The sequence below is a fragment of the Cobetia sp. MMG027 genome (assembly GCF_027947415.1).
GTDB classification, from domain to species: domain Bacteria; phylum Pseudomonadota; class Gammaproteobacteria; order Pseudomonadales; family Halomonadaceae; genus Cobetia; species Cobetia marina.
The window spans coordinates 269391-284829 of record NZ_JAQJIO010000003.1; the positions used below are offsets into that span (position 1 = coordinate 269391).

At 65.7% G+C, this 15439-nt stretch carries 11 protein-coding genes; 7 read left to right on the forward strand and 4 right to left on the reverse strand.

Annotated features, from left to right (window positions below; genetic code table 11):
* The first annotated feature begins 199 nt into the window (after nucleotides 1–199).
* The gene (nhaC, locus tag PJK54_RS05240) at nucleotides 200–1729 is read left to right on the forward strand and encodes a Na+/H+ antiporter NhaC (protein ID WP_244994954.1); all 1530 of its coding nucleotides are present in this window, start codon (nucleotides 200–202) and stop codon (nucleotides 1727–1729) included.
* Between the two features lie 544 nt (nucleotides 1730–2273).
* Here nhaC and PJK54_RS05245 read toward each other — a convergent pair.
* Nucleotides 2274–3167 carry an AEC family transporter gene (locus tag PJK54_RS05245; protein WP_084209344.1) on the reverse strand — a complete coding sequence of 298 codons (894 nt, stop codon included), beginning with the start codon at nucleotides 3165–3167 and terminating at the stop codon, nucleotides 2274–2276.
* A 300-nt stretch (nucleotides 3168–3467) separates the two neighbouring features.
* On the opposite strand from PJK54_RS05245, the gene glyA reads away from it, so the two are divergent.
* The 6 genes from glyA to purU all read left to right on the forward strand — a co-directional run bounded on the left by glyA (nucleotide 3468) and on the right by purU (nucleotide 11399).
* Nucleotides 3468–4778, forward strand: a complete 1311-nt coding sequence (gene glyA, locus PJK54_RS05250; RefSeq protein WP_077379135.1) for a serine hydroxymethyltransferase — start codon at nucleotides 3468–3470, stop codon at nucleotides 4776–4778.
* 141 nt (nucleotides 4779–4919) lie between these two features.
* Nucleotides 4920–6170, forward strand: coding sequence for a sarcosine oxidase subunit beta family protein (locus PJK54_RS05255; RefSeq protein WP_077379137.1), 1251 nt, complete (start codon nucleotides 4920–4922; stop codon nucleotides 6168–6170).
* A gap of 25 nt (nucleotides 6171–6195) precedes the next feature.
* A complete protein-coding gene (locus PJK54_RS05260) occupies nucleotides 6196–6522 on the forward strand; it encodes a sarcosine oxidase subunit delta (protein WP_043333138.1) in 327 nt (108 codons plus the stop codon).
* On the forward strand, nucleotides 6519–9626 hold the full coding sequence (locus tag PJK54_RS05265) for a sarcosine oxidase subunit alpha family protein (RefSeq protein WP_271302395.1): 3108 nt from the start codon (nucleotides 6519–6521) through the stop codon (nucleotides 9624–9626). The genes PJK54_RS05260 and PJK54_RS05265 overlap by 4 nt, the downstream gene beginning before the upstream one ends.
* Nucleotides 9619–10320, forward strand: coding sequence for a sarcosine oxidase subunit gamma (locus tag PJK54_RS05270; protein ID WP_240499601.1), 702 nt, complete (start codon nucleotides 9619–9621; stop codon nucleotides 10318–10320). The genes PJK54_RS05265 and PJK54_RS05270 overlap by 8 nt, the downstream gene beginning before the upstream one ends.
* A 203-nt stretch (nucleotides 10321–10523) precedes the next feature.
* Nucleotides 10524–11399 carry a formyltetrahydrofolate deformylase gene (gene purU / locus PJK54_RS05275; protein ID WP_136939031.1) on the forward strand — a complete coding sequence of 292 codons (876 nt, stop codon included), beginning with the start codon at nucleotides 10524–10526 and terminating at the stop codon, nucleotides 11397–11399.
* A 115-nt stretch (nucleotides 11400–11514) separates the two neighbouring features.
* Here purU and fhuB read toward each other — a convergent pair whose 3' ends face one another.
* Genes fhuB through PJK54_RS05290 form a run of 3 tightly spaced genes read right to left on the reverse strand, consistent with a single transcriptional unit; the run spans nucleotide 11515 to nucleotide 15414 of the window.
* Nucleotides 11515–13638: a Fe(3+)-hydroxamate ABC transporter permease FhuB gene (gene fhuB / locus PJK54_RS05280; protein ID WP_271302396.1), complete on the reverse strand. Its 2124-nt coding sequence runs from the start codon at nucleotides 13636–13638 to the stop codon at nucleotides 11515–11517.
* Nucleotides 13625–14650: an ABC transporter substrate-binding protein gene (locus PJK54_RS05285; RefSeq protein ID WP_271302397.1), complete on the reverse strand. Its 1026-nt coding sequence runs from the start codon at nucleotides 14648–14650 to the stop codon at nucleotides 13625–13627. Before PJK54_RS05285 ends, fhuB begins: the two co-directional genes overlap by 14 nt.
* A complete protein-coding gene (locus tag PJK54_RS05290; protein WP_077379143.1) occupies nucleotides 14647–15414 on the reverse strand; it encodes an ABC transporter ATP-binding protein in 768 nt (255 codons plus the stop codon). Before PJK54_RS05290 ends, PJK54_RS05285 begins: the two co-directional genes overlap by 4 nt.
* Nucleotides 15415–15439 lie beyond the last annotated feature (25 nt).

Consider the following 15439-nt stretch of genomic DNA (forward strand, 5'->3'; position numbering starts at 1 on the left):
CTCGCCCACCACTCGCCGGCAAGATGACAGTGGCGACAGGTTTGAGGAGAGGTGAATGAATCTCGTGCAAGTGATTGGCAGAAAGTCGTAGACGATGTCGCATTCAGGGAGGTAGATGCCGCTGTCAGCCATCTGGAGCGGCGTCAGTCGATTAGCGTGGGGGTACAACAAGTACAACTGGCTAATGGAGCAATACCTCATGACTCGTGATGTTGATGCACCGCAACGCCCCTCTCTGCCCATGGCCAGCCTGCCGATTCTGGCAACCCTGGCCGTGCTGGCCCTGCAACTCTTCGTCTTTGGCGAGTTCACTCCTCACGTGCCGCTGATCTGTGGTGTCGCCATGACGGCGCTGGTCGGTTGGAAGCTGGGGCACGGCTGGTCGGCGATGGAAGAGGGCATGATGCGCATCGTGCGTGTCGGCCTGCCCTCCATCGCCATCCTCATTCTTGTCGGCATGACGGTCGGGGTGTGGATCGCCTCGGGCAGCGTGCCGATGATCATCTATTACGGGCTCAAGCTGATCTCGCCGGAATACTTCCTCGCGACGGCGATGCTGCTGTGCTCGGTGGTCTCGGTCACGCTCGGCACCAGCTGGGGCACCGTGGGCACCGTGGGGCTGGCCTTGATGGGCATCGGCGCCGGTTTCGGCATTCCACCGTGGTGGACGGCCGGTGCCGTGGTCTCCGGGGCCTTCTTCGGCGACAAGGTCTCTCCCCTGTCGGACACCACCAACCTCGCTCCCGCCGTCACCGGGGTGAATCTTTTCGCCCACATCCGCAACATGATGCCCACCACCATCCCCTCGATGCTGATCGCCCTGGTGATCTACCTGGTCGCCGGCAACCTGCTCGCCGCTGGGCAGACACTGGATCTCGAACGCATCACCGCGATTACCCAGGGCCTGGACGGGGCCTTCGAATTCAATCTGTGGGTGCTGGTGCCACCGCTGCTGGTGATGACACTGGCCATCGCCCGCATGCCGGCGTTGCCGGCGCTGTTCGTCGGGGTGCTGGCCGGGGCGGTAGTGGCCTATGGTGTCCAGGGCGAGGCCATCAAGGCGCTGTTCGGTTACATGCAGAGCGGCTACACCCTGAATACCGGCGTCAGCGAGATCGACAGCCTGCTCAATCGCGGCGGCCTCATGTCGATGGCCTGGGTCATCCTGCTGGTGATGATCGCACTGGCCTTCGGCGGGATGCTGGAGGTGATCGGCTGTCTCGAAGCGCTGTGCGCCGCCGTGCTGGTCAAGGTGCGCGGCATCTTCGGGCTGCAGGTCGCGGCCAGTTCCACTGCCGCGCTGACCAACGTCATCGCGGGCGACCCCTACCTCTCGATCGCCTTGCCGGGACGCATGTACGCACCGATCTTCCGTGGCGAAGGCTACTCGACCCTCAACCTGTCCCGCTCTCTGGAAGAGGGTGGCACGCTGGTCTCGCCGCTGGTGCCCTGGAATGCCAGTGGCGCCGTGGTCATCAGTTCGCTGGGGCTGATCACCAGTGGTGGCAGTCTCGAGGGGCTGCTCTACATTCCGCTGGCCTTCGCCTGCTGGCTATCGCCGCTGATCGGGCTGCTTTACACCCTGGCGGGACGCTTCATCGTTCGCGCCGACGATGCCGAGCGCGCCGAATGGGCGGACAAGGGCCATGCCGTGGTCTCCCTGGCGCAACTGCGGGACACGACACGGCAGACCGCACAGGCGGGACGACCGCTGCAGGCGCACGGTTGAGCGCCTCAAGCATGAGGGTTCTACGACTTCATGCTCAGGTTCATGAGCAAGTCGACTCGCGCAGGATGACGGCACAAACCATCTGGAGGAAATGCCGGCCTCGAGACTACGCTTCAGGTGTTGCCGACAGGAAGCCTGCTGGCTGTCAGGAAGGTCGTTGCGGGGTGCCCGCAAGCGCGATCCCCGTATCGTGCACCAGAGACCGACACTTCCTCTGCCAGCTTCCAGCTGCAGATCGAGAGCGGAAGACATCCTGAACGATGCGTGATGGCCACTCCCGTCACGGGAAAATCGGAAGAAAGGGCAATGTCTCATCAAGGGAACGGTTCACTGCCCCCAGGCTGAGAGGCAGTGACGGACGACTAGAACAGCCGGCAGAACAGGAAAGTTTCGCACTGCGGGAGCACGACGCATGCCTGGGCATGTGGAGATGGGCTCCCGCGGTGCGGCTACTTTCTGCAGGAAGATACCCACGACCACGCATGCCTCGGCCTGCGTGGTTTTTTCATGCGCCGAGCAAGCGCCGGGGCGTGCCCGGCAGGCATCACTGCCCCATCTCGGCCCCCAGCACGGCGAGCAGCGCCGGCAGGTAGAGGAAGGCCGCCAGGGTCGAGCAGAAGACCAGCGTGGCCACGTATTCCGGCTCGCGGCCTGCCTTCTGGGCAAACATGTAGTTGTAGACCGCCACCGGCATGGCCATCTGCATCACCAGCACGTGCAACGCCAGCGGCGGCAGCTCCAGCAGCGTGCCGATTCCCCAGGCGCAGGCGGCGGCGAAGGGGATGCGCAGGGCGCTGAAGCCCACGCCTGCCGCCAGATTCCTGACGCGGATACTCGCCAGCGAGACGCCAAGGGTGATCAGCATCAGCGGCACGGTGAAGCCGGAGATCAGCTCCAGGCTGTTGGCCACGAAGCGCGGCATGTGGATGTCACTGAGCAGCAGGGTGGTGGCGAGGATACTGGCCCAGATGGTCGGGGATCGCACGACGCTGCGCAGCGGGTTGCCGCTGGTGCTGGCAAGCCAGGCACCGAGCGTGAACTGCAGAAGCGACATGGTGACCATGATGGTGATGGCGTAGGCGAAGCCGGCCTGGCCGAAGGCATACAGGGACACGGGCAGGCCCATGTTGCCGACGTTGGAGAACAGCAGCGGGGCCACCGCGACCTTCCACGGCTTGCCGATCAGGCGAGAGAACGGCCAGCTCAGGGCCAGCAGCAGCGCCATTACCGTGAGGGTCGCCAGGCCCGTGCGCAGGAAGCTGGAATTGTCGATCTCGGCACTGCCCAACGCGTTGAGAATCAGTGCCGGTGTGCCGATGTAGAGCACCAGCCGAGTGACGAAGGCCATGGGGTATTCATTGCCCAGGCGCACCCAGAAGAAGCCGATGGCGGCGCCACACAGCACCGGAGCCATCACCGCCAGCAGTTCCATCAACATGCCACCTTCCTCCTTGTCTTCCCGTTTCGCCCTGAGTCTTCCCGTATCGCCCTGAGCGCGACAGCCCTTGCTGTCTGCGTATCTTCGCATATGCCTGTCGCTAGCATACCTGCCTTGTGGCGCCAGCCCGAGTCGCAACTGCGCAGGCATGTCGCATTCGCACTGCACGGTGACGCTGACAAGCAGCCTGCCCGTCAGGGGCGGGGCTAGTATCGGAGCACATCTTCAAGGTTTGACCTGCCGGGTCCTCATGACCCCTCTGCATTTCCAACGACAACATCCGATAACCGGAGGCGCGCAATGTCTCAGCAACATGGCTACACCCGTGATGACCGACTGGCCAGACTCGATCCCGCTCTGGCCGAGGCCATCCTCGAAGAGACAGCGCGTCAGGAAGCGCATATCGAGCTGATCGCCTCCGAGAACTATGCAAGCCCGCTGGTGATGGAAGCCCAGGGCAGCCAGCTGACCAACAAGTACGCCGAAGGGTATCCGGGCAAGCGCTACTACGGTGGCTGCGAATTCGTCGACAAGGTCGAGACACTGGCCATCGAACGTGCCTGTGCGCTGTTCGGCTGTGACTACGCCAACGTGCAGCCGCACTCCGGTGCCCAGGCCAATGCCGCCGTGTTCATGGCGCTGGTCTCGCCGGGCGACACCATTCTCGGCATGAGCCTGGCGCATGGCGGTCACCTGACCCACGGTGCCGCCCCCAACTTCTCCGGCAAGCACTACAACGCCATCCAGTACGGCCTGACCGAAAGCGGCGAGCTGGACTACGAGGAAATGGAGCGTCTGGCGCGCGAGCACAAGCCGAAGATGATCATCGCCGGCTTCTCCGCCTACTCCCGCGTGGTCAACTGGCGTCGTTTCCGCGACATCGCCGACGAGATCGGTGCCTGGCTGATGGTCGACATGGCCCACGTGGCCGGTCTGGTCGCGGCGGGTCACTACCCGAGCCCGATCCCCCACGCCCATGTCGTCACCACCACCACGCACAAGACCCTGCGCGGCCCGCGTGGCGGCCTGATTCTCTCCGCCACCGGCGACGAGGCACTGTACAAGAAGCTCAATGGTGCCGTCTTCCCGGGTCAGCAGGGTGGCCCGCTGATGCATGTCATCGCTGCCAAGGCCGCGGCCTTCAAGGAGGCGATGAGCCAGGACTTCGTCAGCTATCAGGCGCGCGTGATCGCCAATGCTCGCGTGATGGCTCACGTCTTCATGGAACGCGGCTATGACGTGGTCTCCGGCGGCACCGATGACCACCTGTTCCTCGTCTCGCTGATCCGTCAGGGCGTGACCGGCAAGGACGCGGATGCCTCTCTGGGTCGCGCCCACATCACCGTCAACAAGAACAGCGTGCCGAATGATCCGCAGAGTCCCTTCGTGACCTCCGGCCTGCGCATCGGCACTCCGGCCGCCACCACGCGCGGCTTCGGCGAAGCGGAATGCGAGGCGCTGGCTGGCTGGATCTGCGACCTGCTCGACGCGCTGTCCAGCGGCGAGAGCGACAAGGTCGAGGCTGAAGTGCGCGGCAAGGTCGAGGAAGTCTGTGCACGCTTCCCGGTCTACGCCTCCGCCAGCATCACTGATACCGCCGAGATTGCCTGAACAGGGCGCTGGCGAGAGACAACGATAACCACGACACATGCCGCAAGCGCAGAGACATCACTCGGGTGACAACAACAGACATCACTCGGGCGAGAGCACCGGACAGCGCTTGCGGTGGCAAAGATGTGAGGAGGGTGGCAAATGCAGCGTTACTCGGGATTCGGGCTGGTCAAGCATGCGCTCAGCCACCATGAGAACTGGCAGAAGGTCTGGCGCAGTCCAGAACCCAAGAAGGAATACGACGTCATCATCGTCGGTGGCGGCGGGCATGGACTGGCCACGGCCTACTACCTGGCCAAGGAACACGGCATCACCAATGTCGCGGTGATCGAGAAGGGCTGGCTGGGCGGCGGCAATACCGCGCGCAACACCACCCTGGTGCGCTCCAACTATCTGTGGGACGAGGCGGCGGCGCTCTACGAGCACTCCATGAAGCTGTGGGAAGGCCTGTCCCAGGACCTGAACTACAACGTGATGTTCTCCCAGCGTGGCGTGCTCAACCTGGGCCACACCCTGCAGGACATGCGTGACATCCAGCGCCGCGTGAACGCCAACCGTCTGCAGGGCATCGACGGTGAGGTGCTGGACACCCAGCAGGTGCAGGAACTGGTACCGGCGATGGACTGCTCCAGCCGCGCACGCTATCCGATTCTCGGTGCCTCCTGGCAGCCGCGCGGTGGCGTGGCGCGTCACGACGCCGTGGCCTGGGGCTTCGCGCGCGGTGCCGACAGCCTCGGCGTCGACCTGATCCAGCAGACCGAGGTCACCGGGTTCCGCAAGCAGGATGGCGCCATCGTCGGGGTGGAAACCTCGCGCGGCTTCATCGGTGCCAAGCGTGTCGGTGTGGTCACCGCCGGCAACTCCGGGGTGATGGCCGAGAAGGCCGGCTTCCGTCTGCCGCTGGAATCCCACCCGCTGCAGGCGCTGGTTTCCGAGCCGCTCAAGCCGATTCTCGACACCGTGGTGATGTCCAACCACGTCCACGGCTATGTCAGCCAGTCCGACAAGGGTGACCTGGTCATCGGGGCCGGCATCGACGGCTACGTGGGCTACGGCCAGCGTGGCAGCTACCCGACCATCGAGCACACCCTGCAGGCCATCGTCGAGATGTTCCCGATCTTCTCGCGGGTGCGCATGAACCGTCAGTGGGGCGGCATCGTCGACACCTGTCCGGACGCCTGCCCGATCATTTCCAAGACGCCCGTGAAGGGGCTCTATTTCAACTGCGGTTGGGGCACCGGTGGCTTCAAGGCCACGCCGGGGTCCGGCAACGTCTTTGCCTGGACACTGGCCAAGGGACGCACCCATCCGCTGGCAGAACCCTTCTCCTATGACCGTTTCAACACGGGCAAGCTGATCGACGAACATGGCGCCGCCGGCGTCGCGCACTGAACCTGCCGTCAGGAGACGACCGACCATGATGCATATCTTCTGTCCCTACTGCGGCGAGCTGCGCGAGGAAGAGGAATTCCACGTCAAGGGCCAGGCGCATATCGAGCGCCCGAAGGACCCCGAAGCCTGCTCCGATGCCGAGTGGGGGGATTATCTGTTCTTCCGCAACAACCCGCGTGGCGTTCATCACGAGCTGTGGATTCACGCCGTGGGCTGTCGCAAGTATTTCAACATCACCCGCCACACCGTGACCTACGAGATTCTCGAGACCTATCGCATGGGCGAGCAGCCCACCATCACCGGTGAGACGAAAGCCGATCCGACCACGCAAGCCAAGGGGGTGAGCGCATGAGCCAGCAAGACCACCAGACCGCCGCTGCCCCGCGCCGTCTCGCCTCGGGTGGACGCATCGATCGCGCCACGCCGTTGACCTTCACCTTCAATGGCAAGCGTTATCAGGGCCTGGCAGGCGATACCCTCGCCTCGGCGCTGATGGCCAACGGCCTCGATGTGCTCAACGCCAGCTTCAAGTATGCGCGTCCGCGGGGCCTGGTCGCCGCCGGTGCCGAAGAGCCCAACGCCATCCTGCAGCTGGGCAGCACCGAAGCGGGCCAGGTGCCCAACGTGCGTGCCACCCAGCAGGCGCTTTACGACGGCCTGGAAGCCCACGCCGTCAGCGGCTGGGTCAAGGCCCAGAAGGACCTGATGAGCCGTTTCCTGCCGCAGGTCGGCAAGCTGGGCGGCAAGTTCATGCCGCCGGGCTTCTACTACAAGACCTTCATGGCGCCGGCCTCGCTGTGGATGACGTATGAAAAGTACATCCGCAAGGCCGCCGGTCTCGGGCGTTCTCCGCTCGAGGACGACCCGGACATCTATGATCACCTGCATCAGCACACCGATGTGCTGGTGATCGGCTCCGGCCCGGCGGGCCTGATGGCGGCGCTGGTCGCGGCCCGCAGTGGCGCGCGCGTCATCCTGTGTGACGAGCAGGAAGAGCTGGGTGGCTCACTGCTCTCCATGTCGGCGGACTGTCTCGATCAGACCCTGGACGGCAAGCCGGCCATCGAATGGCGTGACAGCGTGCTGGCGGAGCTTGCGGCCTGTGAGGATGTGCAGCTGCTGCCGCGCACCACCGCCAACGGCTATCACGATCACAACTTCGTGACGCTGCACGAGCGCCGCACCGAGCATCAGGCCGATCTCGCGCCGCGCAATTTCCGTGGCGCCCAGCAGGCACGTTCACGCCTGCACCGCGTGCGCGCCCACCGCGTCATCATGGCCACCGGCGCCCACGAGCGGCCGCTGGTCTACAGCCACAACGATGTGCCGGGCAACCTGCTGGCCGGTGCCGTCACCACCTATCTGACCCGTTACGGCGTCGCCGCTGGTAACAAGCTGGTGCTGTCGGTCAACAATGACCATGCCTATCGCGCGGCGCTGGCATGGAAGGCGGCCGGTCGTGAGGTGGTCGCGATCGCCGATGCGCGTCCGGCCCCTGCCGGCGTGATGGTCGAGGCGGCGCGTGCTGCGGGTATCCGCATCATCGCCGGCTCCGCCGTGATCGAGGCCAAGGGCGAGCGCCGCGTGACAGGCGCGCGCATCGCGGCCATCGATATCGATGGATTTACTGTCACCGGTGAAGTGGAAGAGCTCGCCTGCGACACCATCGCCAGTTCCGGCGGCTACAGCCCGGTGGTTCACCTGGCGGCGCACACCGGCGCGCGTCCGGTATGGAGTGATGAGATCCACGGCTTCCTGCCGGCGCTGGGCGCACCGATGCTCAAGGGCTTCGATGCCTGCGGCGCCGCCAATGGCAGCTTCGCGCTGGAAGATGCGCTGGTCGCGGCCTATGCCAGCGGTGTCGCCGCGGTGGAAGCCTGCGAGTTCGAGATCGCCCGGGCCGAGGTGCCAGCGGTGTCCGAGCTTGCGGAGTCCCCGATGCTGCCGCTCTATCAGGTGCCGCATGACAAGCCCACCGCACGCGCACCCAAGCAGTTCGTCGATCTGCAGAACGACGTCACTGCCGCCGGGATCGAGCTTGCGACCCGCGAAGGCTTCGAGTCCATCGAGCACGTCAAGCGCTACACCGCGATGGGCTTCGGTACCGACCAGGGCAAGCTGGGCAACATCAACGGCATGGCGGTCGCCGCGCGCTGTCTGGGGCAGACCATCCCCGACACCGGCACCACCGTGTTCCGCCCCAACTACACACCGGTGACCTTCGGCGCCATCGTCGGCCGTCACTGCGGCGAGCTGTTCGACCCGATCCGCTACACCGCGATGCACGAATGGCACGTGGCGCAGGGGGCGAAGTTCGAGGATGTCGGTCAGTGGAAGCGCCCCTGGTACTACCCGCAGGGCAGTGAGGACATGCATGCCGCCGTCGAGCGCGAGTGTCTGGCGGTGCGCGAGAAGGTCGGCGTGCTGGATGCCTCGACCCTGGGCAAGATCGACATCACCGGTCGCGATGCGCGCGAATTCCTCAACCGCATCTACACCAACGCCTGGGCCAAGCTGGGCGTCGGCAAGGCGCGCTACGGCCTGATGTGTCACGACGACGGCATGGTGATGGACGACGGTGTCACCACCTGTCTGGCCGAAGACCACTTCCTGATGACCACCACCACCGGTGGCGCGGCCTCGATCCTTGAGTGGCTGGAACTGTGGCACCAGACCGAATGGCCGGAGCTGGACGTGCAGATGACCAGCGTCACCGATCACTGGGCGACCCTGACCGTCACCGGCCCCGAGGCGCGCGCGCTGGTCGGCGAGCTGACCGATATCGACCTTGACCGCGACAGCTTCAAGTTCATGGAAGTGCGTGAAGGGCTGATCGCCGACATTCCCGGGCGCATCTTCCGCATCTCCTTCACCGGCGAGCTGTCCTACGAGCTCAACGTGCCGGCCAACTACGGGCTGCATGTCTGGAAGCGTCTGTTCGAGTGCGGCGAGAAGTACGGCCTCACGCCCTACGGCACCGAGACCATGCACGTGCTGCGCGCCGAGAAGGGCTTCATCATCGTCGGACAGGACACCGATGGCTCGATCACCCCGGAAGACCTCGGCATGCAGTGGTGTGTCGGCTACAACAAGCCGTATTCCTGGATCGGCAAGCGTGCGCTGTCGCGTCCGGATACCCGCCGCGACGACCGCAAGCAGATGGTCGGCCTGATTCCGACGCGCAAGAAGGCCGGCGATGAGCGCATCGTGCTGCCGGAAGGCTCGCAGATCGTCTTCGACCCCGAGCACGCCATCCCGATGCCGATGGTCGGCCACGTGACCTCCAGCTACTACAGCCCGACGCTGGGACATGGCTTCGCGCTGGCGGTGGTCAAGGGCGGTGCCAAGCGCATCGGCGAGACGGTGTTCCTGCCGCAGGCCGATGGCACGACGCTGGAAGCCGAAATCACCTCACCGGTGTTCTACGACAAGAAAGGGGAGCGCCAGCATGTCTGATGCCACCACACTCGACCCGCAAGCGGGTGCCGCCGTCGAGGCGCAGCCGCAGGACATGACAAGTTCTCAGACGTCAGTGATCGACCAGCGCCCGACGCCTGAAGTTCACGCCCAGAGCGCCCGTTCGCCGCTGGCGCATCTGTTCACGGCCCGCGATGACGGTGATGCCGGCGTCGTGCTGCAGGAGAAGGCGTTTCTCGGTCATCTGACGCTGCGCGGTGACCCCGCGCAGCCGGGCTTCGCCGAGGGTGTCGAGGCGGCGCTGGGTCTGGCGCTGCCGTTGACCCCGGCGACCCTCCACCAGAATGAGGGCGGTCGCTCGATCCAGTGGCTGTCTCCGGATGAGTGGCTGATCCTGGTGCCCGGCGAGGAAGCCTTTGCTGTCGAGAAGGCGCTGCATGAGCGGCTTTCGGGGCGCTATCAGGTGGTCAACGTCAGCGGTGGCCAGACTGTCATCTCGCTGAGTGGCGACCAGGCGCGTCAGGTGCTGATGAAGTCGACGCCCACCGATGTGCACCCGCGAGCCTTCCCGGTCGGGCGGGGCGTACCGGCGGTGTTCGCCAAGGCGACGCTGGTGCTGCGCCGCGTCAGCGAGAGCGAATTCGAGCTGGTGGTGCGCAGAAGCTTCGCCGATTACCTCGGCCGCTGGCTGCTGGATGCCAGCGAGGAATTCGGGGTCTGCATCAAGGCCTGAGATCTGCGTCTGGAGAGAGCTCTGTCGCAGGCGCACGACACGACCTGAATCAACTGCCAGGGGCCTTGCCCGGGCCAGGAGGCGGGCTTCAGAAATACTGAAGCCCGCCTCAATAATATTGGTTTGTCGCGCAGGGCCCCGGATGCAACCCTGACGTTGCAGCTTCCAACAATGAATAATCCTTACATGACAGGCACCTATGTATGCGTGATACCTGGATTCTGACCGCCCAATGTCCCAGCCGTATCGGCACGGTGGACGTCGTGACACGCTACCTGCGTGAGCAGGGCTGCTATATCACCGAGCTCAATTCCTTCGATGACCGCCTGTCGGGGCGCTTCTTCATCCGGGCCGAATTCCGGCCCCAGACCGAGGCCGGCGAACTCAGCGACAGCTTTGACGCCGCCGGTTTCGAGCAGGGGCTGGGCACGCGTGCCGCCGACTTCGAGATGGACGTCAGCCTGAGTGCGCCGGAGGAGCGCATGAAGGTGGTCATCATGGTCTCGCGCTCGGACCACTGCCTGAACGACCTGCTCTATCGGCATCGCATCGGCCAGCTGCCGATGGACATCACCGCCGTCATCTCCAACCATCCGGACATGGCGCCGCTGGCCGAGTGGCATGGTCTGCCCTATCACCACCTGCCGATCACCGCCGAGACCAAGGCCGAGCAGGAAGCGCAGGTGTGGCAGATCGTGCAGGACACCGGTGCCGAGCTGGTGATTCTGGCGCGCTACATGCAGGTGCTGTCGAGTGACATGTGCGAGAAGCTCTCGGGGCGGGCGATCAACATCCACCACTCGCTGCTGCCGGGCTTCAAGGGCGCGCGCCCCTATCATCAGGCCTACGAGAAGGGCGTCAAGCTGGTCGGTGCCACCGCGCACTACATCAACGATGATCTCGATGAAGGCCCGATCATCACCCAGGGCGTCGAGACGGTGGATCACGCCCACTATCCGGAAGACCTGATTGCCAAGGGCCGTGATATCGAGTGCCTGACCCTGTCGCGTGGCGTGCGTTATCACCTCGAGCGTCGCGTCTTCCTGCATGACAGGCGTACGGTGGTGTTCGGCAACTGAGTGCAGATTGCGAAAAGAGAAACGCTGAAACACGAAGCCCGCGATCAGGAGGTCGCGGGCTTCGTGTCTTCTGGCGTCATGTCTTCTGGCGGTGAGGCCTCTCAACGAGAGCGACTCAGCCCGACTTGCGCAGGCTCCACAGGAAGTAGCTGCCGCCGATCAGCGAGGCCATCAGGCCGGCGGGGATCTCGTAGGGCGAGAGCAGCTGACGCCCCAGCCAGTCCGCCAGCACCATCAGCAGCGCCCCGCACAGCACCGCGCCGAGCATGTGCTCTCGCGCGCGGCTCAGCCCCAGCAGACGCGCCAGATGCGGGGCCAGCAGGCCGACGAAGGATAGCGGGCCGACGATCAGGGTCGCCAGCGCGGTGAGCACCGCCACCGCACCCAGCAGCACCAGACGGGCGCGGGTCACGCCGATGCCCAGCGCACTGGCGCTCGCCATGCCCAGCGGCAGGATGTCCAGCCAGCGCGCCAGCGGGCGCACCAGCAGCACCGCGACGATCGCCAGCGCGAGCACGCCAACCGCCGCCGAGAGACCCACGTAATAGGTGGAGCCGGACAGCCAGGCCAGGATCTGCTGACCGCGCGGGTCCCCATCGGCGAGGATGATGCCGCGCACCGCATCGTAGAGCGCCGTGATCGCCACCCCGCACAGCAGCACGCGTTCGGGAATGAAGCCGCTGCGATGATTGAGCGCCACCAGCAGCACCAGACAGGCCAGTGCCCCGCAGACGCCCGCGCCCAGCAGGGTCAGCTGGCCCGGTTCCGGCACCAGCAGCAGTGTCAGCATCAGCGCGATGGCGGTGCCGCCGCTGATGCCGAGAATCTCGGGGCTGGCCATCGGGTTGCTGGTCAGGCGCTGCAACAGCGTCCCGGCGAGGGCCAGCAGCACGCCGGCGCCTGCCGCCGCCAGCACGCGTGGCAGGCGGAAGTCCAGCACGCTGGTCTGGCCTGACAGCAACTGTTGGAGCATGTCACCGCCAAGCGTCCAGCCATCGGCGCCATTGCCGACGAGAAGCGCCAGCAGTAGGGCGATGATGACGCCTGCCAGCAGCCAGCCCAGCAGGCGGTCGGGACGGGGATGACGATGCGTCAGTGACATGCCGTGATGACTGGCGGGGCCTGCTCCCTGCGCCATCTTCAGGCGCGGAATCAGCCACAGCAGCAGCGGCGCGCCGAGGGCCGCCGTCATCGCGCCGGTGGGAATCAGGTTGGGCAGCAGGCCATCGAGACTGGCGACCACCAGGTCCGTCACCGCCAGCAGCAGTGCCCCGAACAGCGGTGCCCACAGCAGGCGCTGACCCAGGCGGCGTGCGCCCATCAGACGCACGCAGGCCGGCGCGGCCAGGCCGATGAAGCCGATGATGCCCAGCACGCTGACCACGCAGGCGCTCAGGAATACCGCCAGCCCCAGGCTCATCAGACGCAGCTTGCGCAGCGAGACGCCCAGGCTTCTGGCATTGGCCTCGTCGAGATCCAGCACCGCCAGCGGGCGCATCAGCACCAGTGCCAGCAGCATGCCCGGCAGCAGACGGGTGATCAGCGTGGTCACGCCGTCCCAGCCGTTCTGCGCCAGCGAGCCTGCGCCCCATACCAGGGTGCCGTGCAGGGCTTCCTGATTGAACAGCAACAGCACCATGCCCAGCGCGCCGATGTAGAGGTTGACCACCAGGCCCGCCAGCACCACCACGGTCGGTGACATGCCGCGTGCCCAGGCCAGCGCGAATACCAGCCCCATGGCGGCCAGGCCACCGGCCAGCGCGACCCATTCTCGGCCGAGCTGGAAGCCGTCACCTCCAAGACCCGTGCCGGCCATCAGCGCCGGGGCGAACAGCGTCGCCAGCATCATCGCCAGGCTCGCGCCGCTGGCGACCCCGAGGGTGGTGGGCGCGGCCAGCGGGTTGCGCAGCACCTGCTGCATCAGCACCCCCGCCATCCCCAGCGCAGCCCCGGCCAGCAGCGCGCAGACCAATCGCGGCCACCAGCTGACATGGGCCACCAGCTGCGCGGAGAGCAGGGCACTGTCTGCCTGGCCGAGACTGGCGGCATTCGTGACATCGGGGGATGCCCACAGTGCGGTCAGGCCCTGCATCAGGCTAAGGCCGTCACGGTTGAGGGCGAGGCTGCCCAGCACCAGCAGGGCCAGCGTGAGCAGACTGCAGGCTCTGCCGGGAGTGAGCCGAAGGGGACTGGGGGCGGAAGAGGAACGCTCTCTCATGACCTGCTCAGGGATGGCCATCGGTGATCTCTCCCTCAGGTGCCGGCTCGCCGTCGAGTGCCGTGTCCGTGTGGTCGTTGAACAGATGATCGTCAAGCAGATCCTCGTCAAGCAGATCCTCGTCAAGCAGATGATCGGCGAGCAGGTCGGCGAAACGATTGGCCGAGGGCAGGGCGCCAAAGCTCCAGACCGGCGGCAGGAACAGTGGCGCCGAGGCAGCGCTGTTCTCGCGCACGCCGGGCATGGCCTGCCACAGACCATTGCGCGCCAGGGCCTCGCGTCCGCCGGGTGGCAGGGGCTCCACCACCACCATGCGGCCCTTGAGGGTCACCAGCTTCTCGAGACTGACGGTGGCGAAGCCCCAGGCATTGGTATCGCCTTGCCAGGCATTGTCGATGCCCATGCGCTCGATCACCGCCTGGAACAGGCTGTTGTCACCGAAGATGCGCACATGGCGGTCATCCATGAACTGCACCATCAGCAGGGGGCGCAGCGCCTGACCCTCGCGAGCGCTCTGCTGGCGCAAGGCAGCAGCGTAGCCGGCCAGTCGGGCCGTGCTCTGGCGAATCAGTTGCTCGGCCTGTGGCTCGCGCTGTGTCAGCTTGCCCAGCTGGCGGGTCGCCGCGACCAGCGTCTGCCAGGTGTCGGCATCCGGGGTATAGATGGCGACACTGGTGACCGGCGCGATGGCCGACAGGCGTGGCGTGAGGCTGGCCAGCATCGGGCTGATCAGGATGTTATCGGGGGCGAGGGCGGCCAGCTGCTCCAGATTCGGTTGGGTGCGCAGGCCGAGATCCCGCGTGCCTTGAGGCAGCGCCGGTTGAGCCACCCAGCTGGCGTAGGTCTCCACCTGGCCCACGCCCATGGCGCGCACCCCGAGTCCGGTCAGGGTCTCGGCCAGGGTCCAGTCCAGCGCCACGACGGGGCGATCGACGAAGCCCGCTGGTGCCTCATGGGCGTCCCCCGTCGTGGCGGCGCTGGCGGACCCCGCGATCAGCAGGCTCAGGCCGATCAGTGCCATCAGCCACTTCATACCGGCACCGCGATCTGCTGCTGGCCATGCGCCGGGGTGATCACCTGCATCTCGACGCCATAGATATCCTTGAGCGTGGCGGGATTCATCATCTCGTCGGGCGCGCCTTCGGCCAGCACCTTGCCACTGTGGAGCGCTACCAGACGGTCGCAATATCGCGCCGCCAGATTGATGTCGTGCAGCACGATGATGATGCCCAGTCCCAGGGTGTGGCTGAGATGCGAGACCAGCTCCATCACCTCGATCTGGTGGGCGATATCCAGCGCCGCCAGCGGTTCATCCAGCAGCAGATAGCGGCTGCCCTGGGCTAGCAGCATCGCCAGCCACACGCGCTGACGCTCGCCGCCGGAGAGCGTATCGACCTGCTGGTCGGCGAAGGCCTCGGTGTGGGTCAGTGCGATGGCGCGCTCGATGGCGGCCTCATCCTCGGCGCCGGGACGCCCCAGCAGGCCGTGCCACGGATAGCGCCCGAAGGCGACCAGCTCTCGTCCGGTCAGCGCTTCGGCGGCCGGCAGGTGCTGGGGGAGATAGGCCACGGCGCGGGCGAATTCACGGTTGCCGAATTCCGAAAGCGCACGCGCATCCAGCGACAGCCGGCCGCTGGTGGGCTGCATCTGTCGCGCCAGCAACTTGAGCAGCGTCGACTTGCCGGACCCGTTGTGACCGATCAGGCCATGCACCTTGCCCGGCGCGAAATCCAGCGCGGAGGCTTGCAGCAGACAGCGCTGACCGAGGGTGAAGCGCAGTTGGTCGAGAGTGAACATTGAGGCGTCCGTCAGCCGCATTCGA

Excerpts from the sequence above, each read along its gene's own strand:
- nhaC (WP_244994954.1), top strand. The coding sequence starts at position 200 with ATGACTCGTGATGTTGATGCACCGCAACGCCCCTCTCTGCCCATGGCC.
- PJK54_RS05245 (WP_084209344.1), bottom strand. The coding sequence starts at position 3,167 with ATGTTGATGGAACTGCTGGCGGTGATGGCTCCGGTGCTGTGTGGCGCC.
- glyA (WP_077379135.1), top strand. The coding sequence starts at position 3,468 with ATGTCTCAGCAACATGGCTACACCCGTGATGACCGACTGGCCAGACTC.
- PJK54_RS05255 (WP_077379137.1), top strand. The coding sequence starts at position 4,920 with ATGCAGCGTTACTCGGGATTCGGGCTGGTCAAGCATGCGCTCAGCCAC.
- PJK54_RS05260 (WP_043333138.1), top strand. The coding sequence starts at position 6,196 with ATGATGCATATCTTCTGTCCCTACTGCGGCGAGCTGCGCGAGGAAGAG.
- PJK54_RS05265 (WP_271302395.1), top strand. The coding sequence starts at position 6,519 with ATGAGCCAGCAAGACCACCAGACCGCCGCTGCCCCGCGCCGTCTCGCC.
- PJK54_RS05270 (WP_240499601.1), top strand. The coding sequence starts at position 9,619 with ATGTCTGATGCCACCACACTCGACCCGCAAGCGGGTGCCGCCGTCGAG.
- purU (WP_136939031.1), top strand. The coding sequence starts at position 10,524 with ATGCGTGATACCTGGATTCTGACCGCCCAATGTCCCAGCCGTATCGGC.
- fhuB (WP_271302396.1), bottom strand. The coding sequence starts at position 13,638 with ATGGCCATCCCTGAGCAGGTCATGAGAGAGCGTTCCTCTTCCGCCCCC.
- PJK54_RS05285 (WP_271302397.1), bottom strand. The coding sequence starts at position 14,650 with ATGAAGTGGCTGATGGCACTGATCGGCCTGAGCCTGCTGATCGCGGGG.
- PJK54_RS05290 (WP_077379143.1), bottom strand. The coding sequence starts at position 15,414 with ATGTTCACTCTCGACCAACTGCGCTTCACCCTCGGTCAGCGCTGTCTG.